General features: G+C 64.0%; 23 protein-coding genes. 6 read left to right on the forward strand and 17 right to left on the reverse strand.

What is annotated here, in order from left to right; all coding sequences use genetic code 11:
• Nucleotides 1-3: 3 nt before the first annotated feature.
• The 5 genes from ACOZK4_RS16195 to ACOZK4_RS16215 all read right to left on the reverse strand — a co-directional run bounded on the left by ACOZK4_RS16195 (nucleotide 4) and on the right by ACOZK4_RS16215 (nucleotide 5,799).
• Nucleotides 4-1,098 carry an ABC transporter ATP-binding protein gene (locus ACOZK4_RS16195; RefSeq protein WP_421592765.1) on the reverse strand — a complete coding sequence of 365 codons (1,095 nt, stop codon included), beginning with the start codon at nucleotides 1,096-1,098 and terminating at the stop codon, nucleotides 4-6.
• Between the two features lie 77 nt (nucleotides 1,099-1,175).
• On the reverse strand, nucleotides 1,176-2,525 hold the full coding sequence (locus ACOZK4_RS16200; RefSeq protein ID WP_421592766.1) for an alpha-glucosidase/alpha-galactosidase: 1,350 nt from the start codon (nucleotides 2,523-2,525) through the stop codon (nucleotides 1,176-1,178).
• Between the two features lie 140 nt (nucleotides 2,526-2,665).
• Nucleotides 2,666-3,982: an ABC transporter substrate-binding protein gene (locus tag ACOZK4_RS16205; protein ID WP_421592767.1), complete on the reverse strand. Its 1,317-nt coding sequence runs from the start codon at nucleotides 3,980-3,982 to the stop codon at nucleotides 2,666-2,668.
• A gap of 28 nt (nucleotides 3,983-4,010) precedes the next feature.
• On the reverse strand, nucleotides 4,011-4,883 hold the full coding sequence (locus ACOZK4_RS16210; RefSeq protein ID WP_421592768.1) for a carbohydrate ABC transporter permease: 873 nt from the start codon (nucleotides 4,881-4,883) through the stop codon (nucleotides 4,011-4,013).
• Between the two features lie 10 nt (nucleotides 4,884-4,893).
• Complete coding sequence (locus ACOZK4_RS16215; RefSeq protein WP_421592769.1) at nucleotides 4,894-5,799, reverse strand: carbohydrate ABC transporter permease; 906 nt, start codon at nucleotides 5,797-5,799, stop codon at nucleotides 4,894-4,896.
• Between the two features lie 182 nt (nucleotides 5,800-5,981).
• Here ACOZK4_RS16215 and ACOZK4_RS16220 point away from each other — a divergent pair, with 182 nt between their 5' ends.
• Nucleotides 5,982-7,016, forward strand: coding sequence for a LacI family DNA-binding transcriptional regulator (locus ACOZK4_RS16220; RefSeq protein ID WP_421592770.1), 1,035 nt, complete (start codon nucleotides 5,982-5,984; stop codon nucleotides 7,014-7,016).
• A gap of 10 nt (nucleotides 7,017-7,026) precedes the next feature.
• On the opposite strand, the gene solA is transcribed toward ACOZK4_RS16220, so the two are convergent.
• The 6 genes from solA to ACOZK4_RS16250 form a co-directional block, all read right to left on the reverse strand.
• The gene (gene solA, locus ACOZK4_RS16225) at nucleotides 7,027-8,172 is read right to left on the reverse strand and encodes an N-methyl-L-tryptophan oxidase (protein ID WP_421592771.1); all 1,146 of its coding nucleotides are present in this window, start codon (nucleotides 8,170-8,172) and stop codon (nucleotides 7,027-7,029) included.
• 12 nt (nucleotides 8,173-8,184) lie between these two features.
• Complete coding sequence (locus ACOZK4_RS16230) at nucleotides 8,185-9,672, reverse strand: HAL/PAL/TAL family ammonia-lyase (RefSeq protein ID WP_421592772.1); 1,488 nt, start codon at nucleotides 9,670-9,672, stop codon at nucleotides 8,185-8,187.
• A complete protein-coding gene (locus ACOZK4_RS16235; protein ID WP_421592773.1) occupies nucleotides 9,669-10,445 on the reverse strand; it encodes an ABC transporter ATP-binding protein in 777 nt (258 codons plus the stop codon). Before ACOZK4_RS16235 ends, ACOZK4_RS16230 begins: the two co-directional genes overlap by 4 nt.
• Before the next feature lie 12 nt (nucleotides 10,446-10,457).
• The gene (locus ACOZK4_RS16240; protein ID WP_421592774.1) at nucleotides 10,458-11,165 is read right to left on the reverse strand and encodes an ABC transporter permease; all 708 of its coding nucleotides are present in this window, start codon (nucleotides 11,163-11,165) and stop codon (nucleotides 10,458-10,460) included.
• On the reverse strand, nucleotides 11,165-11,890 hold the full coding sequence (locus ACOZK4_RS16245) for an ABC transporter permease (protein WP_421592775.1): 726 nt from the start codon (nucleotides 11,888-11,890) through the stop codon (nucleotides 11,165-11,167). Before ACOZK4_RS16245 ends, ACOZK4_RS16240 begins: the two co-directional genes overlap by 1 nt.
• A gap of 94 nt (nucleotides 11,891-11,984) precedes the next feature.
• Nucleotides 11,985-12,827 (reverse strand): transporter substrate-binding domain-containing protein, encoded by an 843-nt coding sequence (locus ACOZK4_RS16250; RefSeq protein ID WP_421592776.1) that lies wholly within the window; start codon nucleotides 12,825-12,827, stop codon nucleotides 11,985-11,987.
• Between the two features lie 173 nt (nucleotides 12,828-13,000).
• Between ACOZK4_RS16250 and hutC the strand changes: the two genes are divergently transcribed.
• On the forward strand, nucleotides 13,001-13,756 hold the full coding sequence (gene hutC / locus ACOZK4_RS16255; RefSeq protein WP_421592777.1) for a histidine utilization repressor: 756 nt from the start codon (nucleotides 13,001-13,003) through the stop codon (nucleotides 13,754-13,756).
• A 92-nt stretch (nucleotides 13,757-13,848) separates the two neighbouring features.
• On the opposite strand, the gene ACOZK4_RS16260 is transcribed toward hutC, so the two are convergent.
• A complete protein-coding gene (locus tag ACOZK4_RS16260; protein WP_421592778.1) occupies nucleotides 13,849-15,249 on the reverse strand; it encodes an L-lactate permease in 1,401 nt (466 codons plus the stop codon).
• A 54-nt stretch (nucleotides 15,250-15,303) separates the two neighbouring features.
• Here ACOZK4_RS16260 and ACOZK4_RS16265 point away from each other — a divergent pair, with 54 nt between their 5' ends.
• Nucleotides 15,304-15,870: a helix-turn-helix domain-containing protein gene (locus ACOZK4_RS16265; protein WP_421592779.1), complete on the forward strand. Its 567-nt coding sequence runs from the start codon at nucleotides 15,304-15,306 to the stop codon at nucleotides 15,868-15,870.
• A gap of 45 nt (nucleotides 15,871-15,915) precedes the next feature.
• On the opposite strand, the gene ACOZK4_RS16270 is transcribed toward ACOZK4_RS16265, so the two are convergent.
• The 3 genes from ACOZK4_RS16270 to ACOZK4_RS16280 all read right to left on the reverse strand — a co-directional run bounded on the left by ACOZK4_RS16270 (nucleotide 15,916) and on the right by ACOZK4_RS16280 (nucleotide 17,990).
• Entirely contained in the window at nucleotides 15,916-16,221 is a 306-nt protein-coding gene (locus ACOZK4_RS16270; RefSeq protein WP_421592780.1) for a hypothetical protein, read from the reverse strand.
• Between the two features lie 174 nt (nucleotides 16,222-16,395).
• A complete protein-coding gene (locus tag ACOZK4_RS16275; protein ID WP_421592781.1) occupies nucleotides 16,396-17,289 on the reverse strand; it encodes an SDR family oxidoreductase in 894 nt (297 codons plus the stop codon).
• Nucleotides 17,290-17,333: 44 nt separating this feature from the next.
• A complete protein-coding gene (locus ACOZK4_RS16280; RefSeq protein WP_421592782.1) occupies nucleotides 17,334-17,990 on the reverse strand; it encodes an O-methyltransferase in 657 nt (218 codons plus the stop codon).
• A gap of 87 nt (nucleotides 17,991-18,077) precedes the next feature.
• Between ACOZK4_RS16280 and ACOZK4_RS16285 the strand changes: the two genes are divergently transcribed.
• Entirely contained in the window at nucleotides 18,078-18,719 is a 642-nt protein-coding gene (locus ACOZK4_RS16285) for a TetR family transcriptional regulator (RefSeq protein ID WP_421592783.1), read from the forward strand.
• Between the two features lie 16 nt (nucleotides 18,720-18,735).
• Here the strand turns inward: ACOZK4_RS16285 and ACOZK4_RS16290 are convergent, their stop codons facing one another.
• Together ACOZK4_RS16290 and ACOZK4_RS16295 are read right to left on the reverse strand one after the other, a co-directional pair.
• Entirely contained in the window at nucleotides 18,736-19,809 is a 1,074-nt protein-coding gene (locus tag ACOZK4_RS16290) for an ROK family transcriptional regulator (protein WP_421592810.1), read from the reverse strand.
• Between the two features lie 53 nt (nucleotides 19,810-19,862).
• A complete protein-coding gene (locus ACOZK4_RS16295; protein WP_313527643.1) occupies nucleotides 19,863-20,513 on the reverse strand; it encodes an SGNH/GDSL hydrolase family protein in 651 nt (216 codons plus the stop codon).
• A 264-nt stretch (nucleotides 20,514-20,777) separates the two neighbouring features.
• Here ACOZK4_RS16295 and ACOZK4_RS16300 point away from each other — a divergent pair, with 264 nt between their 5' ends.
• Both ACOZK4_RS16300 and ACOZK4_RS16305 read left to right on the forward strand, forming a co-directional pair.
• Complete coding sequence (locus tag ACOZK4_RS16300; protein ID WP_421592784.1) at nucleotides 20,778-21,854, forward strand: ABC transporter substrate-binding protein; 1,077 nt, start codon at nucleotides 20,778-20,780, stop codon at nucleotides 21,852-21,854.
• A 61-nt stretch (nucleotides 21,855-21,915) separates the two neighbouring features.
• Nucleotides 21,916-23,409 (forward strand): sugar ABC transporter ATP-binding protein, encoded by a 1,494-nt coding sequence (locus tag ACOZK4_RS16305; RefSeq protein WP_421592785.1) that lies wholly within the window; start codon nucleotides 21,916-21,918, stop codon nucleotides 23,407-23,409.
• Nucleotides 23,410-23,412 lie beyond the last annotated feature (3 nt).

Below are 23,412 nucleotides of genomic sequence, written 5' to 3' on the forward strand. Positions count from 1 at the left end.
CCCTTACGTCCGCGTGGCGGCAAGGCTTAAGCCCTGCGCATCGAAGACGTGGGGTGAACCGGTGCAGGAAAGCGGCAGGGCATCGCCGGGGCGCAGATCGGCGCGTCCCGACGTCGCCATGATCAGCGAGTTTCCGTCGCTCGTGCGGGCATGGACAAGCGTCGATCCGCCGAGATGTTCGGTGATTTCGACCATCGCCGTCAGAACGGGATCAGCGGCGTCGATCCGGTAGGATTCCGGGCGCAGGCCGAGTGTGATGGTGCTGCCGACGTCCGGGAGATGCGCGAAGGGGCCGGAGATCGTCTGCGGGCGGGCGAAGGCGGGGGAGGAGACGCGGATTTCCACCTCGCTCGCCGCCTCGATCCGGCTGGGCAGAAAAGTCATGCGCGGCGAGCCGATGAAGCCGGCGACGAAGAGATTGGCGGGCCGGTCGTAGAGGTCTGCGGGCGAGCCCACCTGTTCCACCAGGCCGCCCCGCAGCACGACGATGCGGTCGGCGAGCGTCATCGCCTCTATCTGGTCGTGGGTGACATAGATCATCGTCGCGCCGATCTCCTGATGGAGCTTGGCGATCTCCACGCGCATCTGCGTGCGCAGTTCGGCATCGAGATTGGACAGCGGCTCGTCGAACAGGAAGATTTTCGGCTTGCGCACGATGGCGCGGCCGATGGCGACGCGCTGGCGCTGGCCGCCGGAAAGCTGGCGCGGTTTGCGCTCGAGCAGGGCCTCGATCTGCAGGATGCGTGCCGCTTCCAGCACGCGGGCCTTGATCTCGGCCTTCGGCACCTTGTTGATCTGCATGCCGAAGGCGATGTTGTCATAAACAGACATATGCGGAAACAGCGCATAGGACTGGAAGACCATCGCCACATGCCGGTCGGCCGGGTCGGCGTGGGTCAGGTCCTCGCCGTCGATGGAGATCGTGCCCTCGGAGGTCTCCTCCAGGCCGGCGATCATGCGCAGCAGCGTCGACTTCCCGCAGCCGGACGGGCCGACGAAGACAATGAACTCGCCCTTTTCCGCTTCGATGGAGACGCCTTTGACGACCTGGAGGTTGCCGAACTGCTTGATGACATTGTCGATCTTCAGGAAGGACATGGTGTTTCGCCTGCTCTTGCCGGTTTTCACGTACAGATGGACGGGCCGGATGCCGGCCCGTCGCGGGAAGGGTGGTCTCAGCCACGTGCCCATTCGGGCAGCCACGCGCCGTGAGCGGCGGTCAACTGGTCGACGAGGCTCCAGATCTGGTCGAGATCCAGCTCGGCGGCGGTGTGCGGATCCATCATCGCGGCGTGGTAGATGTGCTCGCGGTTTTCCGTCGTCAGTGCCTTCACCGTCAGCTCCTGCACGTTGATATTGGTGCGCATCAGAGCGGTGAGTTGGGTGGGCAGCTCGCCGATATAGGTCGGTTGGATGCCGTTCTCGTCGACGAGGCAAGGCACTTCGGCGGCGCAATTGGCCGGCAGCGAGGTGATGCAGCCATTGTTGCGCAGGTTGCCGTAGATGACCGAGGGTTCGCCGGTCCAGACCGAATTCATGATGGAGGAGGCATATTCGTGGCTCTCCTTCAACTCGATCGTGTCGCTGCCGGTGAGTGCGCGCGATTCTTCCTTCCAGCGGGCGATCTGCTCGACGCAGCGCTTGGGATATTCATCGAGCGGAATACCGAACTTCTCGATCAGGTCCTCGCGGCCTTCCTTGATGAACCAGGGCGTGTATTCGGCGAAATGCTCCGAGCTTTCGGTGACGAAATAGCCGAGCCGCGTCATCATCTCGTAGCGCACCTTGTTGGGGCAGCGCGGGTTCCAGTGGCTGGGCTTGGGGAAGCGGCCGTCGCGGTAACCGGCGAGGAGGTCCGGATAGAGGTCGCGGTAGCTGCCGTCGGCCTGGCGATGCTCGAACTTCAGGAAGAACGCCATGTGGTTGATGCCGGCGGCGCGGTAGCGGATTTCGCTTACGGGAATGTCGAGGTCGCGCGCCAGCTCATAGGCCGTGCCCTGCACCGAATGGCACAGGCCGACTTGGCGTATGGCGGGGAATTTTTCGGCGATCGCCCAGGTGTTGATCGCCATCGGGTTGACATATTGCAGGAGGATCGCGTTGGGGCACACCTCCATCATGTCGGCGCAGATCGCCCAGAGATGCGGCACGGTCCTGAGGCCGCGCATGATGCCGCCGATGCCGAGCGTATCGGCGATCGTCTGGCGCAGGCCGAACTTTTTCGGGATTTCGAAATCCGTGACGGTGCAGGGCTCGTAGCCGCCGATCTGGAAGGCGACGACGACGAAATCCGCGCCGGCAAGGGCGCCGCGGTGCTCCGTATGGGTCTCGATCGTGGCGCGCGCGCCGAGCGTCTTGATGAGCTTGCCGGCGACGATCTCGCTTTCGGCGAGGCGCTCGGGATTGATGTCCATCAGGGCGATGACGGCGTCTTTGAAGGCGGGACGATGCAGCACGTCGCCGATGATGTTCTTCATGAAAACGGTGGAGCCAGCGCCGATGAACGTGATTTTGGGGCGTCGCATGACGGATCCTCGAAAGATGATGTTGCGGTCAAGTGTGGAATGATCCACCGGCGTCCGGGAGGGTGACGCCGGTGGATGCGCCTGCCGCAGGACGCGCCAGGAGCGGGAGCGTGAACGCCGGATGAAGCCGGCGCTGTGTTTTAGAACATGCCGTTGACCTGGTCGTTGGCGTCCTTCAGCAGGGTCGCCGGATCGCCCTTGTCGAGCAGCACGTTTTCCACCGCCGTGGTCAGAACAGTGGAGATTTCCGAAGCGTAGTCCGAGATCGGGAAGGGGAAGGTCGTCTCGGGTGTTGCCAGCATGACGAAGGCGGAAACGTCGAGATTTCTCGCCTTGTGCGCCTCTTCAGCCGCCGTCACGCCTTCCTGACGGGCCGGGAAGACGACGCCGGCCTTGCCGACAATGGTCTGGCATTCCGAGCCGCTCAGATACTTCACCCACTTCCAGGCCTCGTCCTGATGCTGCGAGCCGGACCAGATGCTGTCGGCCAGACCGTTGAACATCGAGCGGCGGCCTTCCGGACCCTTCGGCACCGGCGCAAAGCCGATCTCCATCTTGGAGGCATCGCGATAGGTGCCGATGTTCCACGAACCGTCCGGTACGATCGCCGCCTTGCCGGCCGCGAAGATGGCGGTGGCGTTCAGCTTGCCGGTCTGTTCCTGGCTCAGCGCAAAGCCCTTCTTCAGGGCGAGATCGCGCTGCCAGGTCAGCGTTTCGGCAAGAGCCGGGCTGTCATAGCCGTATTGCGTGCCCCAGGCCTTGTCGATCGGCTTGAAACCATCGGAGACCGCGAGGAAGCTCCACTGGGTCTGGCCGTAGCCGTCCGTCCGGTCGGTCGCCCAGCCATAGACGGCGACCTTGGACTTGTCGAAGCCCGGCTCGTCGCCGCGCTTGCCGTTCTGGTCGAGCGTCAGATGGGCCAGCAGCTTTTCCAGCGAGCCGCCGTCCTTCGGGTTCCAGTCGAGATTCTTCAGGTCTTCTTCCTTGATACCGGCATCGGCGATCATCTTCTTGTTATAGACGAGCGCGATCGTGTCCCAGTCTTTCGGCATGCCCCATTGCTGGCCGTCCTTGGCCCAGACTTCGGCGAGGCCCGGCAGATAGGCCTTCATGTCGACCTGATCGGCGGCGATGCGTTCGGACAGATCGACCATAACGCCGTTCGTCAGGAATTCCGGGAAGCGGCTCAGGTGGTTGACGAAGACGTCGGGGGCGGTGCCGGATACGAAGGACGTTGTCAGCGTGGTCCAGTAATTGTCCCAGGCGTCCTGCGAGATCTTGATCTTGATGCCGGGATTGGCCGCCTCGAACTTGTCGGCGCACTGGCGATAGACGGGCGCCTGGTTGCCGTCCCACATCGTGTAGGTCAGCGTGATGTCCTCGGCATGTACCAAGGAAGGGCTGAGGCTGGTGAGGGCCGTCGTGGCGGCGATCGCGCCGATCAGGTATCGTTTCATTGGTGTCTCCTCCTTTTGATTTATCGACTTATTTCATGCCGCTCGTCTGGAGCGATTCCACGATCTGCCGGCCGAACACGACGAGCAGGGCGATGACCGGGATGATCGAGAGCACGATGGCCGCCATCAGCCCGCTCCAGTCGGGATTGCCGCGGCCGGTCTGGCTCATGAAGTCCGAGAGCGCGACGGCCATGACGCGCACGCTGGCATCGCGGCCGACGAGAAAGGGCCAGAAGAACTCGTTCCAGGACTGGATGGCGAGCAGGATGCCGAGTGTCGCAATCGGCCCTTTCTGGATCGGCAGCGCGATGCGCCAGAAGATCTGGAACTGCGAGGCGCCCTCCAGCCGCGCCGCCTCGTCCAACTCCTTCGGCGAGGACAGGAAGAACTGCCTGAGGAAGAAGACCGCGAAGGGCGTCATCAGGATGGTCGGCGCGACGAGGCCGGTGAAGGTGTTCAGAAGGCCAAGCTGCTTGACGAGAATGAAGTTCGGGATGAACAGCACCATGCTCGGGATCATGGTCGCGGCGAGAAAGGCGAAGAACAGCAGGTTGCGGCCCGGAAAGCTCATGCGGGCGAAGGCGTAAGCCGCAAGCGCCGAGAAGAAGATCTGCCCGGAGACCGTCAGCGCCGTGTAGATCACGCTGTTGCGCAGCGCGAGCATGAAGTCGATCGGCGAAGCGCGGGAGGCCGTGAGCTCGATATCCGAGGGCAGGCCCATGACGCGCAGGAAATTGCCGAGCGTGAAGGTTTCGGGCGTCAGGCTCGCGGCGCTGGTATAGACGTCGCTGGGATAGGTCAGGGCGATCTTCAGCGCCATCCACAGCGGCAGCAGCGAAAGAAAGACGAAGACGGCGAGCACGAGATAGCCGAGTGCGGCCTGCGGGGTGATGGTCTTCATGGCCGCCTCCTCAGGTGAGATCCGACTGATCCGCCTTCAGCAGCCGCATCTGCAGCAGCGTGACGAGGATCAGGGTGACGAAAAGCACGACGGAGATTGCGGAGGCATATCCCATCTTGTTGAATTTGAAGGCGTTCTCGTAGATGTACCAGAGAATGACGCGCGTCGAGTTGGACGGGCCGCCGGCCGTCGCCACCGCGATGACGTCGAAGACCTGGAAGGAGCCGATGAGGCTGGTTACCAGCACGAAGGCGAGCACGGGGCGCAAAAGCGGCAGCGTGATGCGGCGGAACATCGTCCACTCGCCGGCCCCCTCCAGCCGCGCGGCCTCATAGAGATGGCGCGGAATGGCCTGCAAGCCGGCATAGAAAAGCAGCGCGGTCAGGCCCGTATGCCGCCAGGTCGAGATGGCGGCCACCGACACCATCGCCTGATCCGGCGAGGCGAGGAAACCCTGGCGGCCGATGCCGACCACTTCGAGGAAGCCGTTCACCAGACCGAGGATCGGGTCGAGCATCATCAGCCAGACGAGGGCCGCGACGACATTGGAGATGAGATAGGGCGCTATGATCACGGCACGCAGCGATACCGCGCGGGCGAGCCTGTCGGACAGTACGGCCAGGAGTAGGCCGAGCATCGTCTGGATCGGAATGTTGTAGAGCACGTAAGCGAGCGTGACCCAGGCGGAATGCCAGAAATTCTCGTCGCCCAGCAGCTTCGCATAGTTGGCAAGCCCGATGAATTTCGGTGCGCGCATGAGGTTCCAGTCGGTCAGGCTGATCTGGACCGCCCGCAGCGTCGGCAGGAGGTAGAACACGAGGAAGCCGACGAGCGCCGGGGCGACGAACAGGAGGCCTGTCAGGGTTTCCTTCCGCCGCCTGCGGGCGCGTGACATACCGGTGCCCGCCTTCGTCATGGTTTTCCTCCACTGACTGACACGTGTTACTCCTCAAGAAATCCATTGCTAACACGTGTTAGCTTTGAATAGCTGGAGGATATTCCTGTTGTCAAGCGCGCAGACAGGCGTTACCTCTCGGGAAGGGCGAAGAGATTGAAGACGCTCGGAAAAAATTGCGCCTGGTGAGCTCGGGGAGTGGAATGGCAAGCAACCGCGTGACCAGTCACGATGTGGCCCGTCTGGCCGGCGTGTCCCGTGCCACGGTCTCCCTCGTGCTCAACCGTTCGGAAAGCGTGACGCTGAGCAAGGAGACGCGCGAGCGTGTGATGCAGGCCGCCGCCGAGCTTGGCTACAAGCCGAATTCCGCCGGCCGTATGCTCGTCAGTGGACTGTCGGAAACGATCGGCCTCATCGTCTCCGACCCGTCGATCCTGCTCGTCGACCAGTTCATTCCGCAGGTCCTCTACGGCATCGAGAAGGCCAATCGGCAGATGGGCTTTCATGTGCTGGTCGAGGGGCTGGAGGCGACCGGCGAGGCCGGGGCCTATGACAATCTGGTGGAATCGCGTCGCATCGACGGGCTGATCGTCGTCAACCCGCGGGCCGGCGACCGGGCGCTGGTCTCGCTGATCGAGAAGGATTTTCCGCTTGTGCTCGTCGGCTCGGTGCGCCATCCCGCCGAGGTTTCCGTCACCTTCACTACGCGCGACGTCATCGGCAAGGCGGTCGACCACGTGGTCGGTCTCGGCCATCGCCGCATCGGCGCCATCACCTTTTCGCCGCGGGATTTCGTATCGACCAATGCACGCCTGACGGCGCTGTCCGGCGGGCTGGCCCGACACGGGCTGACACTCGACGAGGACGCAATAGGCGACGGAAATTTCAGTCCCGAGAGCGGCTACCTTGCAGCAAAGGCCTTGCTCACCCACCGGCCCGACCTGACGGCCATTTTCGCCGGCAACGATACGATCGCGATCGGCGTGCTGAACGCCGCCCACGAACTCGGCCGCCGCGTGCCGACCGACCTTTCCATCGTCGGCTTCGACGATCTGCCCTTCGCCCGCTGGCTGACGCCGCCGCTCACCACCATCCGCACGGATGGCGTCAGCCAGGGCAAGCTCGCCGCCGAAATGCTCTTCGCCCGCCTTCACCGCCGGCCGCTGGAAAACACGCGGGTGCGCATGGAGCCGCAATTGGTCGTGCGGGAATCGACGCAGGCGGCGCCCAAGGGCTGAATGCTCGCGATCAGCCCCGAGAGCCGAAATGCCGCTCGAAGGTGAAGAGGGATGTCGGCAGCGCCGAGCCGTCGTCGAGCGCGAGATCGCACAAGATTTCGCCGATTACGCTGGTGAATTTGAAGCCATGGCCGGAGCAGGTCGAGGACACCACGACATTGCGGTGGGCGGGGCTGAAGTCGATCAGGAAATCCTCGCTCGGCAGCATCGTGTAGCGGCAGGTCGTGGCGCGCATGCGCGTGCTGGCCACCTTCGGCAGGCGTTTGCGGGCGAAACCGTCGAGCAGGGCGGTATCGGCCTCGTTGACCGGCGGATTGGCGGCCGTCGGATCGATCGGCTCGCGGAAATGTGCATGGCGGCCGATCTTGACGCCATCGATACCGATGGCCGGGAACCCGAAATAGGAACCGTTCTCGCCCTCGTCGCGTAGGAAGCAGGGCATGCGGCTCGGCTGGGCGGCAAAACCGTCCTCCGGCTGATACCAGGCGACGACCTGACGGATCGGCACGGCATGGGCGGCGAGCTCGGGGACGAGTTCGGCAATCCACGCACCGGTCGCGACGATCACTTTTCGCGCCCGGTATCGGCCGGTCGTGGTGAGGATATCGACACCGTCTTCGTACGGTTCGATCGCCGTCACCCGCTCGCCGAAATGCAGTTCCGCCCCGTCTTCCGCCGCAAGCTTGAGATAGCCCATGATCGCCGCCTCGGGCCTGATATAGCCGCCCTGCGGATCGAGCAGCCCGATCTCGCCGTCCTCCAGTGCGAAGGCTGGGTAGCGCCGCGCCATCTCGGTCTTGTCGAGAATTTCATGCGCCAGGCCGTGCAGGTCGCAGGAGGCCTTCGTGCCGCTGACGATCTTGCTGTCGGGCCGGCCGATCTGCAGCACGCCGGTGACGGTCAGGATGTCCGCCCGCAGCCGCGCTTCCAGCGACCGCCAATTTTCATAGGCGCGCCGCAAGAGCGGCACATAGGACGGATCCTCGAAATAGCCGAGCCGGATGAGCCTGCTGTCGCCATGCGAGGAACTGAGCGCATGGGCCGGAAAATGCGCTTCGATGCCAAGCACACGCGCACCGTGTGCTGCGGCAAAGGATGCCGCAGCACTTCCCATGGCGCCGAGGCCGATGACGGCGACGTCGAATTCTGCGGGCATGGTCCCTCCCGGTCAGGCTGCCGGCTTTTCGTCTGCGATCAACGCTCTCAGGGCCTCGATATCGGCGCCGAGCGGCCGGTCGTCCTCGTAGTGCGCCACTCTTGCACGGACCATGGCATGCAATGCCGCCGTGCCGGGAGCGCGTTCGGCCGTGCCGGTCAGGAAGTCATGCGCCTGGACCGCGGCCATCAGTTCGATGGCGAGGATATGTTCGGCATTGTCGAGGATCGCGAGCAGTTTGTTGGCTGCCGCCGTCGGATGCGCGAGGAAGTCCTCCTGAAGGCCGGAGGTAATGCCGCCGTCCATGGCGGCAGGCGCGGCCAGACGGCGGTTTTCGTTGCTGAGCGCCGTCGCGGTATATTGCGCGATCATGAAGCCGGAATGGCTGCCAGCATCGCTGGCCAGGAAGGGCGGCAGGCCGCTGACCAGCGGATTGACCAGCCGATCCATGCGCCGCTCGCTCATCGCCGCGATCTGGGCGATGGCGGTCGCTAGACTATCGGCCGCCTGCCCGAGCGCGGGCGCCACGGCATGGGCCTGCGAGGACACGACCGGTTGATCCGGTGTGCCGGAAACGGCGGGATTATCGGTAACCGAAGCCAGTTCGCGATCGACGACCGCGCCGCTCTGCTCGAATACATCCCAGGCCGCACCATGCGCATGGGGAACCGCGCGCAGGCTGAGTGCATCCTGCGTGCGCTTGCCGATGGCCGCCGCGATCAGGCCGCTGCCGGCAAGCCGCGCCCGCAGCGTCGCACCGACTTTGGCAATCCCCGCGGACGGGCGAAGCGCCAGAACGGCCTCGCCGAAAGCCGCCATCTGGCAACCGACCGCTTCGACCGTCAGCGCGGCGATCGCATCGGCCCATTCGAGCAGGTGCTCGGCACGCGACAAGGCGAGCGTGGAGAGACCCGTCGCGCAGGCCGTGCCGTTGACGAGGCTCAAACCCTCCTTGGCCTCCAGCACCAGCGGCGCGAGGCCGATGGCGGCGAGCGCCTCGCGGCCCGTCATCCGCTTGCCGCGCACGACGGCATGGCCCTCGCCGATCAGCACGAGGGCGATGTGCGCATTGTGGCTGAGATATCCGGCCGACCCCTTGGAGGGCACTTCGGGAATGCAATCCTCAGCCAGAAAGGCCGCGAGGTGGCCGACGACAACAGGGCGTACGCCCGAATGGCCATGGCTGAAATTGGCGATCTGGGCGGCGATGATCGACCGCACCGCGCGCGGCGGCAGAAGCGGGCCGACGCCGCAGGCATGGCTGAGCACGATATTGCGCGAAAGACGGCTCTGCGAGGCCACATCGACGACCGTATCGGAAAGCGCGCCGACGCCCGTATTGACGCCGTAAGCGCGAATGCCGGCCGCCACGATGGCATCGACGATTTTTCGCGCATGCGCGACGCGGGCGGTGGCGCGGTCGGAGAGGACAAGCGTGTCTCCCGTGCCGATCCGAGCGACCTCCCGCCAGGACAGTCCGCCGTCGAGAACGACGCTCATTGTTCACCGCCGAAGTAGCCGATGAACTGGCGGAAGGCCGGCGATGCGCCGCTGCCGAACATGTCATCCGGCGTGCCGCTGCTGTCGACAAGGCCCTGGCGCATGAAAACGACGCGGTTGGAAACGTTGCGCGCAAAACTCATTTCGTGCGTGACGACAAGCATCGTCATGCCCTCTTCGGCCAGCGCGCGCATGACGCGCAGCACTTCGCCGACCAGTTCCGGATCGAGCGCCGACGTCGGCTCGTCGAACAGCATGACTTTCGGCTTCATGGCGAGCGCGCGGGCAATGGCCGCACGCTGCTGCTGGCCGCCGGAGAGATGGGCGGGATAGGCATGGCGCTTGTCGGCGATACCGACCTTTTCGAGCAGCGCTTCCGCCTCGGCGATGCATTCGGCCTTCGGCCGCTTCAACACATGGATGGGGCCTTCGATGACGTTCTGCAGGATCGTCATATGGGACCAGAGATTGAAGCTCTGGAACACCATGCCGAGTTCGGAGCGGATATGGTCCACCTGCTTCTGGCTTTCCGGCCGGCTCTGGCCGTTCTTTTTCACCATGCGGATCTGTTCGCCATCGACGAATATCTCGCCGTCGCTGGCCGTTTCCAAGAGGTTGATACAGCGCAGGAAGGTCGATTTGCCGGAGCCGGAGGCGCCAAGCAGCGAAATCACGTCGCCGTCTTCGGCGTCGAGCGAAATGCCCTTCAGCACCTCGTGATTGCCGAAACTCTTGCGGATATTGCGGACGGAAAGGCGGGTCACACCAGGCATCGGGGGTCTCCCTCAGGCTTTGACGGCCGACGGCGAGGCCGCGCGGCGATGTTTGGAGAGCGAATATTCAAGCAGCGCCATGCCCTGCAGGATCAGGAAATTCAGCACGAGATAGATGAGCGCCGCACAGAGGAAGACCTCCATCGTGCGGTAGGTCTGCGAAATCAGCCGCTGGGCGACGCCGGTGACTTCCCAGACGGTGACGAGGGAGGCGAGCGCCGTCGACTTCATCATCAGCACGATTTCCGTCGAATAGGCCGGAAGCGCATGGCGGAAGGCGATGGGTGCGATGATGCGGCGGACCAGCAGGAAACCCGACATGCCGATGGCGCGGGCCGCCTCGATCTCCTTCGGCGAGACGGCACGGATGCCGCTGCGGAAGATTTCCGCCGAATAGCCGGCCGTGCAGAGCGCGAGTGACAGGACGGCGCAGACAACGGGTTCACGCAGGAACGGCCACAGGAACGAATAGCGGATGACGCCGAACTGGCCGAGGCCATAGAAGACGAGGAACATCTGGATCAGGAGCGGCGAGCCGCGGAAGATGAAGATATAGCCCTTGGCGAAACCGGACAGGATCCGGTTGCCGGAAACCCGCATCGTGACGATCACCAGCGCCAGAAGGCAGCCGAAGAACACCGAGAGCGAGAAGAGGAGAAGCGTCATGGGCACGGCCTTGAGGAGCGTGACCATCGCGGAGGAAAGGAAGGCGATATCCATCAGGCCTGCCCCATGGCTGCGGTCGGCATGCTGCGGTTGGCGCGCCGTTCGGCGCGGTTGAACACCCGGTCCGAAAAGCTGGTGAGCACCAGATAGAGAACGCCGCCGACGATGTAGAAGAGGAAATATTGCCGGGTCGAGCCTGCGGCCACCTGGCTGGTTCGCATCAACTCGGCAAGGCCGGTGACCGAGATCAGCGCCGAATCCTTCAGCGTGAGCTGCCAGACATTGCCGAGGCCGGGAATGGCGTAGCGCAGCACCTGGGGCATGACGACGCGCCGCAAGCGCAGCCCGCGGTTCATGCCGATCGCCGAGGCCGCTTCGAGCTCGCCCTTGGCGATGGCGAGATAGGCGCCGCGATAGACTTCGGCCTGGTAGGAGCCGGAGATGATGCCGACGGCAAGCGCCCCGGCCGCGAAGGACGGCAGGCCGAGAAAGCCCTCATAGCCGAGCCACTGGCCGACGGCGGTGACCGCAGACGAGCCGCCGAAATAGATGAGATAGATGATCAGCAGTTCCGGCACGCCGCGAAACACGGTCGTATAGACATTGCCGAGGCTGACCAAAAGCGCATTGCCCGATAGTTTGGCGGTCGCCACCACGGTGCCGAGCAGGGCTCCGATCAGAAGTGCGGTCGCCGTCACCGCCAGCGTCATCAGCGTGGCGACCAAAAGCAGCGCGCCCCACCCATTCTGGCCGAAGCCCAGCAGTTCCAAACTTGCCATGTCCGTGTCCCGTCGATTGCGGCATCAAGCAAATGCGATACGGACCTCCGGCAGCGTTGCCGGAGGCCGCGATCGCGACGACGTATTGCGCGGCTTATTCCGCCGGGCTGACGTCGACCTTGAACCACTTCATCGACAGGTCTTTTACGGTTCCATCGGCCAGCGCCGACTTGATGGCCTCGTTGAACTTGTCGCGCAGATCCGTATCCGCCTTGCGGATGCCGAGACCTTCGCCTTCGCCCCAGATCGGGCCGACGATTTCCGGACCGGTGAAGGCCAGCGCGCCGTTCGCCGCAGCAAAAGCGTTGCCGAAATAGACGGCATCGTCGAAGCCGAGATCGATACGGCCGTTCTGGAGGTCCAGATCGCGCTCTGCACCGGTCTTGTATTCACGGATTTCGGAGGTCGCGCCGAAATTGTCATAGATGAACTTCGCATAGACGGTCGCGGCCTGGATGCCGATCGTCTTGCCGGCGAAGGCTTCCTTCAGCGTGTCGATTTCCTTCACGCCGGTCTGGCCTGCCGTCATCTTGATGATGGCGCCCGTTCCGGCCGCCTTGGCCAGCGGGCTGTCGGCTGCCGTCGCGAAGGCCGCCGGGGTTGCGGCATAGGGAATGGTGAAGTCGATGATCTGCTTGCGCTCTTCGGTGATCGACAGCGCGTCCATGATCACGTCGAACTTGCCGGCGTTCAGGGCCGGGATCATGCCGTCCCAGTCGGAAGCGACCAGCGTGCATTCGATCTTGGCGCGTTCGCACAGCACCTTGGCGAGTTCCGGCTCGAAACCGCCCAGCGTGCCGTCGGCATTGGTGAGGTTCCAGGGCGCATAGGCGCCTTCGAGCGTGATCGTCGCCGTCTTCCAGTCCTTGGCGAGGGCCGGGGCGGAGAGCGCTGCCAAAGCAGCCGCGCCCGCAAGAATGATTTTCCGCAGTTCCATGTGAAGACTCCTCTGAGGTTCGTTGATCGTCGTTGCCTGCCGATCTGCGCCGGCTTGCCGCCATCGCTTATGCTCTGGGGAAGTTGTATATGGTACCATAAGAAAAAATTTGTGTTATGCAAGATGGAAGTTTAGATTTTTGGAAATTGAGCGGAATATCGAAGGATGCGGCGATGAAACGTGGCGGCGAAATGCGCAGGGAGCTGGCGGCGAACGACGCAACACCCCTCTATGCCGGCGTCAAGCAGATCATCCTCGACCGCATCCACAGCGGTGAATGGCCGCCGAAATACCGCGTACCCTCGGAAAACGAACTGGTGGCTGAACTCGGCGTCAGCAAAATGACCGCCAACCGGGCACTGCGGGAACTGGCAAATGAAGGCGAGCTCGTCCGCATCCAGGGCATCGGCTCGTTCGTCGCCGAGCGCAAGGGTGTGTCGGCACTGTTCGAGGTGCGCAACATCGCCGAAGAGATCGCGGAACGCGGCCATATCCACGAAGCCAAGGTGGTTGCGCTGGCAAAAGCCTCGGCGCCGCCGGATGTTGCGGACGCTTTGGGGTTGGAGATCGGCGCGCCGGTCTTTCACTCTCTCATCGTTCACAGCGAGGAGGGGGTGCCGGTCCAGATCGAGGATCGATACGTTCATCCGGGTGTCGCGCCTGATTATCTCAGTCAGGATTTTTCCGCCATCACGCCCAATGCCTATCTCTCGGCCGTCGCGCCGCTCAGCGGTTCGGAACATGTCGTCGAGGCGACGGTGCCGCAGCCGTGGGAATGCAAGCTGCTGATGATCCTGAAAACCGAGCCCTGCCTGATGATCCGCCGCCGGACCTGGTCGGATCGCAACATCGTCTCGACCGCCCGGATCATTTATCCCGGCCAGCGCTATCGGCTGGAAAGCCGCAGCGGAACCATACCAGTTCCGTGATTGTATATGGAACATGGCGTTTTACACATAATTCGCGCGCCGGATAGCCGGCACGCGGCATGGCGGGGCGCGAAAGCGCCGGTTTGCCAGCGTTACCGCAATCCCAGGCCGATATTGACGATCGCCAGCAGGGTGACGACGACAAAGGCGGTGGCGAGGATCGTCGTCTGAATCCAGCGCCGGTGTTCGGCCGTGTCCGCGGGGGCGAGTTGCACGGCCATCTCGATCTTGCCCGGCGAGGCCATGAGCAGGAACGCGGCGGCGACATTGTGGATAGCCATGAACCACAGCACATCGACGCCGAGCGAGCGGGCGATTTCCGCCTGCGTGGCGGCGAACATGGCGTTGGCGCCGCTGTTCGAACCGGTGACGAACCCGCCGATCGCGCCGACGAACGGGGCGGCGGCGAGATAGAGCGGGCCGGCGCCGGCCAGGGTCTGCGCCAGAAAGGCCGCCATGCCCGAGATCGCCATCAGCACGCCCAGCAGGATGAACAGGCCCGTGACCGGCGCAACCTGCCTCCAGGCGGTCCATGCGCGCCGCACCGGCTGCGCGGCTGGTCGCCCTCGGGCAAACCATCCGGCCGCGATGAACAGCCAGAGGGCGGGCGATGCGATATAGCGCCAGCCTTCGGACAAACCGGCAAGCTTCACGATCAGGCCTGCGGCCAGCACCCCGCCAAGCAGGACGCCATAGGCGCCAAGCGACCTGCGGCCGGAAGGGCCCAGGGATAGGGTGTCCTGCTGGCGGCCGCGCAGCAGATGGAAGGTGATCATGACGAGCGCGCCGAGGGCGCCGGCGGGTGCCGTGCCGAACAGCGTGTTGGCCACCGTGACCGCGATCGTCAGGGCCATGCCGGAAAGCGCGCCCTGCAGGACGGCGGTGCCCCGGTTTACCGGTGGGCTGGCAAGCCATGCGGCGACGACGCCGGAGACGACGAACGGAATGAGGCTGATGACGCCGGAGACGACGCCCAGCGTGGGGAAGGGAACGCCGGCCATGGTGGCGGCGATCAGGGTTCCCGGACCCATCGAGCCCCAGGGGACGGCGCACAATCCGAGCAGGCCGATAACCACCACCTTGCGCGCCGGCAGGCCGAAGTAGGCCAGAAGCGGAATGCCGATGGTGACACCGATGCCGAACCCGGTGAGCGATTCGGCAAAGGGCGTGATGCCGTGCACGACGAGCAGGATAGCGCCGACGCCGTGCCCCGCCCGTCCACGGATCCACTTTGCGAGCGAAGACTGTCCGCCGGCATCGCGCAGTACCTCGGAGAGCAGCAGGCCGCCGGCGACGATCAGCAGGACCTCCGCCATGATGGGCAGCCACCGCATCGCGGCGGCGGCCATGCCGTCGGCGGGGATCGGGAAGGCAAGAAGGATCGCCAGAATGGCCGAGCCCGTGCCGAGAAGGGCGGCGTGCAGAGACCTCGCACCGAAGGAGAGGGCGAGGATGGTGGACAGAACCGGCAGTGCGCTTAGGATGAGGATCATGGGAAATACCAATATTGCATATATGCAAATTATTTTGCCTATGTGCAAAAGTCAATGATCGAGGTGACTTTGGAAACGGAAACACAGGAGCAGGACATCCGCTTCGGCAATGCGGTGCGCACGCGCCGCACGCAGCTGGGCGTGACGCTCGATCAGCTTGCCGAAACCAGCGGCGTTTCGGCCGCCGCGCTCTCCCGCGTCGAGCGCGGTCTTCTCAGCCCGAGCCTGCGCAATGCGCTGGCAATCGCGCGGGGTCTCGGATGCGAGCTTTCAGAGTTGGTCGAACGGGAGAGTGCCGAAATCATCCGGGCCGGCGAGAACCTTCGTTTCTACGATGAAGCGACGGGGATCGAGCGGCTCGCGCTGGCGCGGCCGAGCCCGGATATCGAGCTTCTGGCCTACACCGTCCCGCCCGGTGCCGTGTCGAGCCGGTTTGCTGCCCACAAACCGGGGAGCCGGGAGATTTTCCATATTCTGTCCGGCCGTCTCGAAATCCATGCACAGGAGACGGTGACGCTGGAAACCGGCGATACCGTCGTTCTGCGCGTGGATTGCGAACATTGGTTCGCCAATGTCGGAGATGATCCGGTGCGTCTCATCCTGACGATCCTCAGCCCTTGAAACAGCGCCCTCCGGGCACTGCCGAAACGGCCGGGGCGGGATCGGCTAGATCCCGGACCCATCGAGCTGCTGGGCGTCCTCGCCTTCCCAGGGGGAGGGCGCGGCGGCGCGGTTGAGACTGGCCGAGGGCATCGGCATCCAACACTTCAGCTCCGGTTCGGCATATTCGATGATGCAGCCGGGGGCGGAATCGGAGGCGCGCCAGCCTTCCGCGCCGAACCGGTCGCCATGCGACCAGTAGGCGACATCGACTTCGGCCGCACCCTGTTCCGACGAGCGGACCGTGACGAGGATTCGGCTGCCGTCCCTCGGCGCACTTGTCATATGACGCCACCGCTCTGGCTGATCCATCGTCTGTCCTCCTGCTTCACTGCGGGAAGTGTCGCGCTGCCGTCGAACCGGGTCAACCCAAACTTTGCACGACTTCGTTCCTTTCTTTCTGCCGGTCGTGCAGGCTTAAATATCCCCTTGTTGTGGTGCTGACCCGAGTAAGAACAATATCGGCGGAAGCCGTTTGAACGCCGACTACAGGCCGTAACAGGCGGGTTCATCGAGGTCGCGAAGAAGGCTAGAGCCGGAAGGATGCCAGTCGAGCAGGGTGCGGGTCCGTGCGCTGGAAGCTGCCATATCAGCGCCCGCCATCGCCGCGAACCAGCCGAAATGTTCGCGCGGGCGCGCCTCGACGGCAAGGCCGAGCCGGCGGCCGATTGCGCTGGCGATTTCCTTGAACGGAACGGCCTCGTCGGCGACGGCATGGTAGACGTCTTCCGTCACGCCCTGCTCCAGCGCGAGCCGGTAGACGCGAGCGGCATCCAGCCTGTGAACGCCTGACCAGCAGTTTTCTGTATCCTCGATATAGGCCGACACCCCGGTCTCCCGCGCCACCTTTATGAGGATCGGCACGAAGCCGTAGTCGCCGATCCCGTGGACCGATGGGGCAAGCCGCACGGTTGCCGCGTGCACGCCCCGTGCGGCAAGCGCTCTTGCAGCGGTTTCGGACTTGCGAGGAGCAGCGGGATTGGGGAGGTCTGTCTCGGTGGCGCCCCTTGTCAAGCCGGACAGGCCCGACGTGACCAGCAGCGGCCGTTCCGATCCTTCGAGCGCGCCGCCGAGCGTTTCGATTACATGCTGATCCTGTGCGGCGTTTTGGAGAAACCTCGGAAAACCCTGATGATCCACGGAATGGATGAAGTCATGGTTGAAGGCCGTGTGGATGACGGCATCCGCTGCCGAAGCCGCCTGGCGCAGGATCTCGATGTCTTCGAGCGATCCCTGGACGATGTCGGCGCCGGCGGCGGCAAGAGGCGCTGCCTTTTCCGGGGAGCGGGCGAGCCCGGTGACGCGATGGCCGGCGCGCAGAAGGTCGTCGGCAATGGCCGAGCCGACCCAGCCGGTCACTCCCGTTATGAATACATGCATGGCGTTACTCCAGGTCTTGGGGGATTTGTAAGGGGAAGGCGGGTTCATCCGATCCGCATCGACAGTTCCACATCGTCCGCAAAGGGCACCGAGAGATAGCCCGAGGTGGCCGAGCGGACATGGGCGAGGTAGTCGGGGCTGTCATCGGCGTTGTCGGCGACGATAAGCGCACCGGGCTTGAGGCGGTCTTCCACCAAAGTGAGAATATCGCGGTAGAGGGCCTTGGCGCCGTCGAGCAGCAGCAGGTCGATCTTCTGGGGAAGATCGGTGCTGAGGGTCTTGAGCGCATCACCCTCGCGGATGTCGACGAGATCGGCAAGGCCGCCATCGACCAGGTTCCGGCGTGCCCGCTTGACTTTCGACGGCTCGAACTCGCTGGTGATCAGCCGCCCGCCGCCATTGTCCCGCAGGGCGGCGGCAAGGTGGAGCGTCGAAATGCCGAAGGATGTGCCAAACTCCACGATCGATTTGGCGCCGCTGCTGCGGGTCAGCATGTAAAGCAGCGTCCCCGTTTCGCGCGAAACCGGGAGCCAGAGGTCCTTCAGGCGCCCGTAGAGATCGAGATATTCGGTCTTGCTGCGGATGAGGCGTTCCCGCTCGGCGCGTGAAAATGATGCCATCGCCGGGCTGGTGGCCGCATCGGCCTCCACGAACAGGCGGTCGAGGAGGGAGGCGAGCGGTTCTGTCGTCAGGGTGTTCATGAAAACTCCGTCAGGAAGGGGGCTTGTGCTGAAATCCAAAATACGAATAATTCATCGCATTCGCTAATCGCATTCCCGGACGCCCCGATGACCGAACGGCCAACTGTCGGAATATCCTCAAGAAAACAGCCGAGGCAGGCGCGCTCGAACGAACTTGTTCAGGCCATTTTGCAGGCTGCTGTTCAGGTTCTGGCGGAGGAGGGGGCGCAGAGATTTACCACCGCGCGGGTGGCGGAAAGAGCCGGCGTCAGCATCGGATCGCTCTATCAGTACTTTCCCAACAAGGCTTCGATCCTGTTCCGCCTGCAGAGCGACGAGTGGAAGGAGACCACGGATCTCCTGGTCCGCATTCTGGATGACCGCACACAGCCGCCGCTCCAGCGATTGCGAGACCTCGTCCATGCCTTCATCCGGTCCGAATGCGAGGAGGCGACGGTCCGTGTTGCGCTCGACGACGCCGCCCCGCTGTATCGCGATGCGCCGGAGGCCCGCGCGGCGAAGGAGGCCGGCGATCCGATTTTCGAACGGTTCCTGCTGGAGGTGCTTCCGAGCAGCAGCGCCGCCGCTCGGCAGACGGCCGCGGACCTGATCCTGACGACGATGAGCACGGTCGGCAAGGAATTTTCAGAAACGCCGCGAAACCAAGCGGAAATCGAGGCCTATGCCGATGCCATGGCCGATATGTTCTGCACCTATATCGGCGGCATGACTGACAAGGGGGCATCCTAGGACCGCGAGACAGGACCTAGTGCACCATGAAGCGGGAGCTGAACGGCAGGCTGGCCGCACCGACAGCTTTTGGCGCCGCGGAGGTCCGGCCGACGACGGCATTGACCGACGGAATTTCCTGCCGGACGAGATTGCATAGCGCGCTACAGATCTCGGGCGGAACGAAGGACGATAGCAGGACGGTCTTTAGCTCGATGAATTGCAGCAGCGCCTGCGTCGATTTGATGAGGCTTTCCGCGCAGGCCTGCTGCCAATCGGCGAGCGCCGGCCCCATTGGCGGCCACGAGGGGTGCTGTTCCCAGAGTCTCGCCGCAGCCGGATCGCCGGCCGGCAGAGCGCGCTCCAGCGCCAGCACGCCAACGTCGTAGCTCAGCGGCGAATTGCCGTTGTATATCTGATGGTTGAGCACGAGGCGGCCATGCAGGCGGGCGCCGAGATAGAAGAACAGGAAGTCCTGCAATTGCCGCGCGGTGCCGAACAGGCTTTCGCCGCCGGCGGCCGCGGTGATGTCGTTCTGCACGAAGACGGGAAGGCCAAGCTCGGTTTCCAGATAGCGGTGCAGCACGTCATGATCCGGGCCGGAGCGGATCGGTGGGGTCGGCAGTGCAAGGCCGACGCCGGCGATGCGGCCCTGCCGGCTTTCCGAAAGGCCGGCGATGGCCTGGTGGATTTCGAGCGCCAGCGCCTCCGGTGCATCGAACGTGTCGGCCGTCTTGTGCGGCATCACGCGCTGATGCTGCACGTTGCCGATGAAATCGACGACGACGATATGGGTGTTGCGATAACCGACGCTGACGCCGACGGAATAGGCGCCCTCGGAATTCAGCATCAGCGGCGTGGTGGGCGGACCGACGCGGCCCTTCTGCGCCTCGCCGCGCACGACGAGGCCTTCCTGTTCGAGCGAACGAACGATGACGGAAATCGTCTGCGCCGAAAGGCCGGTCTTTTCACCGATTTCGAGCCGGGTGGTTGCCTCGTTCTGCAGAAGCAGCGAGAGGACCAGGCGCTCGTTATGGCTGCGCACGCTCAGCGAATTGAGGCCGCTGGCGCGATCGGCGATGCGAAGCGGGTTGGGCGGCGCGAAACGCATATCAGGCAAGGGCGCGCTCCTTCCCGGAAAGGGCGATGATCAGGGGGCAGGGCTTACGCATCGGCCCACCCGATGGCCAGAACTTCCTGTGCCAGCGCTTCGCCGAGCTGGCGATGCGCGGCCTCGTCGATATGGAAACCATCGGCCGGCGAGCATTGGCAGACCGTACCGGCGTCGAAGAAATGCGCCTCCAGCGAATCCGCCATGATCTCGAATTCCAGCGCCAGCTTGCGGGATTTCTCCTGCGCGCCGGAGAAGATCGATTCCCATTCGCGCAGGTCGTCGAGCATCGGCGGCGGGGCGACGATCATGATTTCCGGGTCGTGGCCGGCCGGTCCCGGCGAGAGCTCGCGGATATCGTGCACGAGGCAGCCGATGCCCATGGCGACTTCCGACGGCGGCATGTTGAAGCGCCGCTTCAGGTCGTTGGTGCCGAGCATGATGATGATGAGATCGAGCGGCGTGTGGCTTTGCAGGCAGGGGCGCAGGTAGGTGCGGCCGTTTTTCAGCGCGCCCTCGATCGGGTCGTCATGCACGGTCGTGCGGCCGCTCAGGCCTTCCTCGATCACCTGCCAGCCGGGGCCGAGCAGGCTTTCCAGCACGCCGCCCCAGCGCTGCCCGCGGGCATAGCGTTCGAGCGGTCCGCGGCCAGGAATCTGGCCGTGCGTGTTGGAATCCCCGAAACAAAGAACGGTCCGCGTCACTGTCTCCTCCACCGGGCCGCATGCCCGCTTTTCGGGTTCAGACTTCGCATCCGAAGGGGCGATTTGCAAGGACGACCTATTATTCATTCAGTCTGAATAACTATTGACAGGCGAAAGCGCCAGTGCTTTTGTGACGCTCGGAGGAAAGTTTCAGGTCGTTTCAAAGGCTGTGCACGAGCACCGGACATGCGTCGCGGGCTGGCGATGCCGCATGCCTTTCGACGGACCTTCCCCCTCGTTGGACGCCTGCTTTGGAGGAGAAGTATGAGCAGCATCATCAGGAAAATTGGCCTGTCGGTTCTTTTGGCCGGCGTGGTCTTCGCCACGAACAGCTTTGCGCAGGAGGTGCCGCTGCTCGAGGGCGTCACGGTCCGTGCGGACAACAACCCGACGGTGGAAGAGGGCAAATACAAGAAGGACGCGCCCTGGGTCATCGGCATGAGCAGCTTCGGCGTCAACGCCAACACCTGGACCGTGCAGGTGGCGCATGAGGCACAGGCGGCCGCCGATCGCGACAAGCGCATCACGAAGTTCGTGCTGCTCGATGCCGGCTTCGACCAGAAGAAGCAGGTCGCCGATATCGAGGACCTGATCGCCCAGAAGGTGGATGCGATCATCGTCCAGCCGGTCACCTCGACCTCGGCCAATGCCAGCATTGAGAAGGCCGTCGCGGCGGGTATCCCGGTCGTGCTGCATACCGGTCGCATCGAATCCGAGGCCTATACGACGGAGATCCAGGGCGGCGCCGAGCATTTCGGCAAGGTCATGGGCGACTTCCTCGTCAAGGAACTCGGCGGCAAGGGCAATATCTGGGTGCTGCGGGGTCTCGCCGGCCATCCGGAGGATACCAACCGCTACAACGGCCTGAAGCAGTCGCTCGAAGGCACCGAGATCAAGATCGCCGCCGAGGAGCATGGCGACTGGCAGTATGACAAGGCCAAGAAGGTCTGCGAGACGCTGTATCTCAACGATCCCAATGTCGATGGCATCTGGTCGTCGGGCGCGGATATGACGCGCGCCTGCGTCGACGTGTTCAAGCAGTTCGGCGCGCCCATCCCGCCGATCTCGGGCGAAGGCAACAACGGCTTCTTCGGCCAGTGGATCGCGGACGGCTTCAAGTCGGTCTCGTCGGAATACAGCCCCGCCCAGGGCGCTGCCGGCATCCGCGCTGCGGTCGCCCTCCTGGAGGGCAAGGCGCTCCACAAGCACTACGACTATAACCCGCCGGGTTGGGACCTCGAAAAGGTCAAGAAATACTACCGCGACGACCTGTCGGCCAATGTCTGGTGGCCGTCGGAACTCTCTGAAGAGCAACTCAAAGAGTTCTACGCCAAGCAGTAAGGCGGACCACGCCGGGAGGCGGGCGCTCGCCTGCCTCCCGTCATCCGGACAGAGGAAATCCATGTCGCATCCTATTGAAATGGCCGGGATATCGAAGGCATTCGGCGGCAGCGTCGCGCTTCGCGATGTCTCGCTGGCGCTGACACCCGGCACCGTGCACGCCCTGATGGGCGAAAACGGTGCCGGCAAATCGACGCTGATGAAGATTCTCGCCGGCGTGCATCAGCCCGATAGCGGCGAGATCCGCCGTGCGGGCCGTACCGTCAGCTTCGCCAATCCGCGCGCGGCTCTGGAGGCCGGCATATCCACCGTCTTCCAGGAGCTTTCGCTGCTTGCGAACATGACGATTGCGGAAAACATGTTTCTTGGCCGCGAGCCCCTGGGGCGGTTTGGCGGTATCGACCGGCGGCGCATGCGTGAGGAGACGAAGGGTGCGCTCGCGCGTCTTGGCCTCACGCTTGATCCCGACACGCTGGTCTCGGACCTTTCCATCGCCGAACGGCAATTCGTCGAGATCGCCCATGGCATCGACGCGGATGCCGATGTTTTTATCCTCGATGAGCCGACCGCAGCGCTCAATGCGGCTGATGTCGATGTGCTCAACCGGCATATCCGGGCATTGCGCGAAGCCGGCAAGGCCATTGTCTACATCTCTCACCGCATGGATGAGATTTTTGCCATCTGCGACGTGGTGACGGTGCTGAAGGACGGCCAATTGGTCGGCACGCGGCCGCTCACCGAAATGACGCCGGCCTCGCTGATCGCGATGATGGTCGGGCGTGAACTGGAGGCTCTTTTTCCAGAGCGTGGCGAGGGAGAGGGCGCGGCCGCACTCGCCGTATCCGGTCTCAGGCTTCACGCGGATTCAAAACCCTTCTCCTTCATGGTGAAGAAGGGCGAGATCGTCGGCTTTGCCGGGCTCGAAGGGCAGGGACAGCAGAAGGCGCTGCGCGCGCTGGTCGGGCAGTTTTCCCCGGCCGAAGGCACCGTGTCGCGCCGTGGAAACACCATCCGGCTTCCCGTGCCGAAGGAAAGCGGCGTGCGGCGCTGGCAGGCGCTCGGCGGCGCCTTCGTGCCGGAAGACCGCAAGGACGAGGGCCTGTTCCTCGATCACTCCGTCGGCCAGAACATCGTCGCTGCCTTGCATGCCGCCCGCCCGGCCCTGAAGGCGTCAAAGCGTTACAGTGCCGTGATTGCGGAAACGATGCGACGGCTGAACGTTAAGGCGTCGGGACCATCCGCCATGGTCGGCGCGCTCTCCGGCGGCAACCAGCAGAAGGTGCTGCTCGGGCGCTATCTCGCCACCGATGCCGACCTGCTGCTCATCGAGGAACCGACGCGCGGCGTCGATGTCGGCGCCAAGGCGGAAATCTACCGGATTCTGCGGGATTTCGCAAAAGCGGGCGGTGCGGTGCTCGTTCTCTCGCGCGAGACGCTCGAGCTGATCGGCCTCTGCGACCGCCTCTACGTGATCCACGGCAACACGATCGTATCGGAAATGCGCGCTCAGGAAGCAACCGAGCACGGCATTCTCGATGCGGCGCTGAGCGCATGACGG

The sequence above is a fragment of the Shinella sp. M27 genome (assembly GCF_049199905.1).
Classification (GTDB): Bacteria; Pseudomonadota; Alphaproteobacteria; order Rhizobiales; family Rhizobiaceae; genus Shinella.

What these genes read in the sequence shown, in the direction of transcription:
- ACOZK4_RS16290 (WP_421592810.1), bottom strand. Translation starts at nt 19,809, where the DNA reads ATGCGTTTCGCGCCGCCCAACCCGCTTCGCATCGCCGATCGCGCCAGC.
- ACOZK4_RS16210 (WP_421592768.1), bottom strand. Translation starts at nt 4,883, where the DNA reads ATGAAGACCATCACCCCGCAGGCCGCACTCGGCTATCTCGTGCTCGCC.
- ACOZK4_RS16240 (WP_421592774.1), bottom strand. Translation starts at nt 11,165, where the DNA reads ATGGATATCGCCTTCCTTTCCTCCGCGATGGTCACGCTCCTCAAGGCC.
- ACOZK4_RS16215 (WP_421592769.1), bottom strand. Translation starts at nt 5,799, where the DNA reads ATGACGAAGGCGGGCACCGGTATGTCACGCGCCCGCAGGCGGCGGAAG.
- ACOZK4_RS16230 (WP_421592772.1), bottom strand. Translation starts at nt 9,672, where the DNA reads ATGAGCGTCGTTCTCGACGGCGGACTGTCCTGGCGGGAGGTCGCTCGG.
- ACOZK4_RS16250 (WP_421592776.1), bottom strand. Translation starts at nt 12,827, where the DNA reads ATGGAACTGCGGAAAATCATTCTTGCGGGCGCGGCTGCTTTGGCAGCG.
- ACOZK4_RS16260 (WP_421592778.1), bottom strand. Translation starts at nt 15,249, where the DNA reads ATGATCCTCATCCTAAGCGCACTGCCGGTTCTGTCCACCATCCTCGCC.
- solA (WP_421592771.1), bottom strand. Translation starts at nt 8,172, where the DNA reads ATGCCCGCAGAATTCGACGTCGCCGTCATCGGCCTCGGCGCCATGGGA.
- hutC (WP_421592777.1), top strand. Translation starts at nt 13,001, where the DNA reads ATGAAACGTGGCGGCGAAATGCGCAGGGAGCTGGCGGCGAACGACGCA.
- ACOZK4_RS16235 (WP_421592773.1), bottom strand. Translation starts at nt 10,445, where the DNA reads ATGCCTGGTGTGACCCGCCTTTCCGTCCGCAATATCCGCAAGAGTTTC.
- ACOZK4_RS16275 (WP_421592781.1), bottom strand. Translation starts at nt 17,289, where the DNA reads ATGCATGTATTCATAACGGGAGTGACCGGCTGGGTCGGCTCGGCCATT.
- ACOZK4_RS16200 (WP_421592766.1), bottom strand. Translation starts at nt 2,525, where the DNA reads ATGCGACGCCCCAAAATCACGTTCATCGGCGCTGGCTCCACCGTTTTC.
- ACOZK4_RS16220 (WP_421592770.1), top strand. Translation starts at nt 5,982, where the DNA reads ATGGCAAGCAACCGCGTGACCAGTCACGATGTGGCCCGTCTGGCCGGC.
- ACOZK4_RS16245 (WP_421592775.1), bottom strand. Translation starts at nt 11,890, where the DNA reads ATGGCAAGTTTGGAACTGCTGGGCTTCGGCCAGAATGGGTGGGGCGCG.
- ACOZK4_RS16270 (WP_421592780.1), bottom strand. Translation starts at nt 16,221, where the DNA reads ATGGATCAGCCAGAGCGGTGGCGTCATATGACAAGTGCGCCGAGGGAC.
- ACOZK4_RS16265 (WP_421592779.1), top strand. Translation starts at nt 15,304, where the DNA reads ATGATCGAGGTGACTTTGGAAACGGAAACACAGGAGCAGGACATCCGC.
- ACOZK4_RS16280 (WP_421592782.1), bottom strand. Translation starts at nt 17,990, where the DNA reads ATGAACACCCTGACGACAGAACCGCTCGCCTCCCTCCTCGACCGCCTG.
- ACOZK4_RS16195 (WP_421592765.1), bottom strand. Translation starts at nt 1,098, where the DNA reads ATGTCCTTCCTGAAGATCGACAATGTCATCAAGCAGTTCGGCAACCTC.
- ACOZK4_RS16305 (WP_421592785.1), top strand. Translation starts at nt 21,916, where the DNA reads ATGTCGCATCCTATTGAAATGGCCGGGATATCGAAGGCATTCGGCGGC.
- ACOZK4_RS16285 (WP_421592783.1), top strand. Translation starts at nt 18,078, where the DNA reads ATGACCGAACGGCCAACTGTCGGAATATCCTCAAGAAAACAGCCGAGG.
- ACOZK4_RS16205 (WP_421592767.1), bottom strand. Translation starts at nt 3,982, where the DNA reads ATGAAACGATACCTGATCGGCGCGATCGCCGCCACGACGGCCCTCACC.
- ACOZK4_RS16300 (WP_421592784.1), top strand. Translation starts at nt 20,778, where the DNA reads ATGAGCAGCATCATCAGGAAAATTGGCCTGTCGGTTCTTTTGGCCGGC.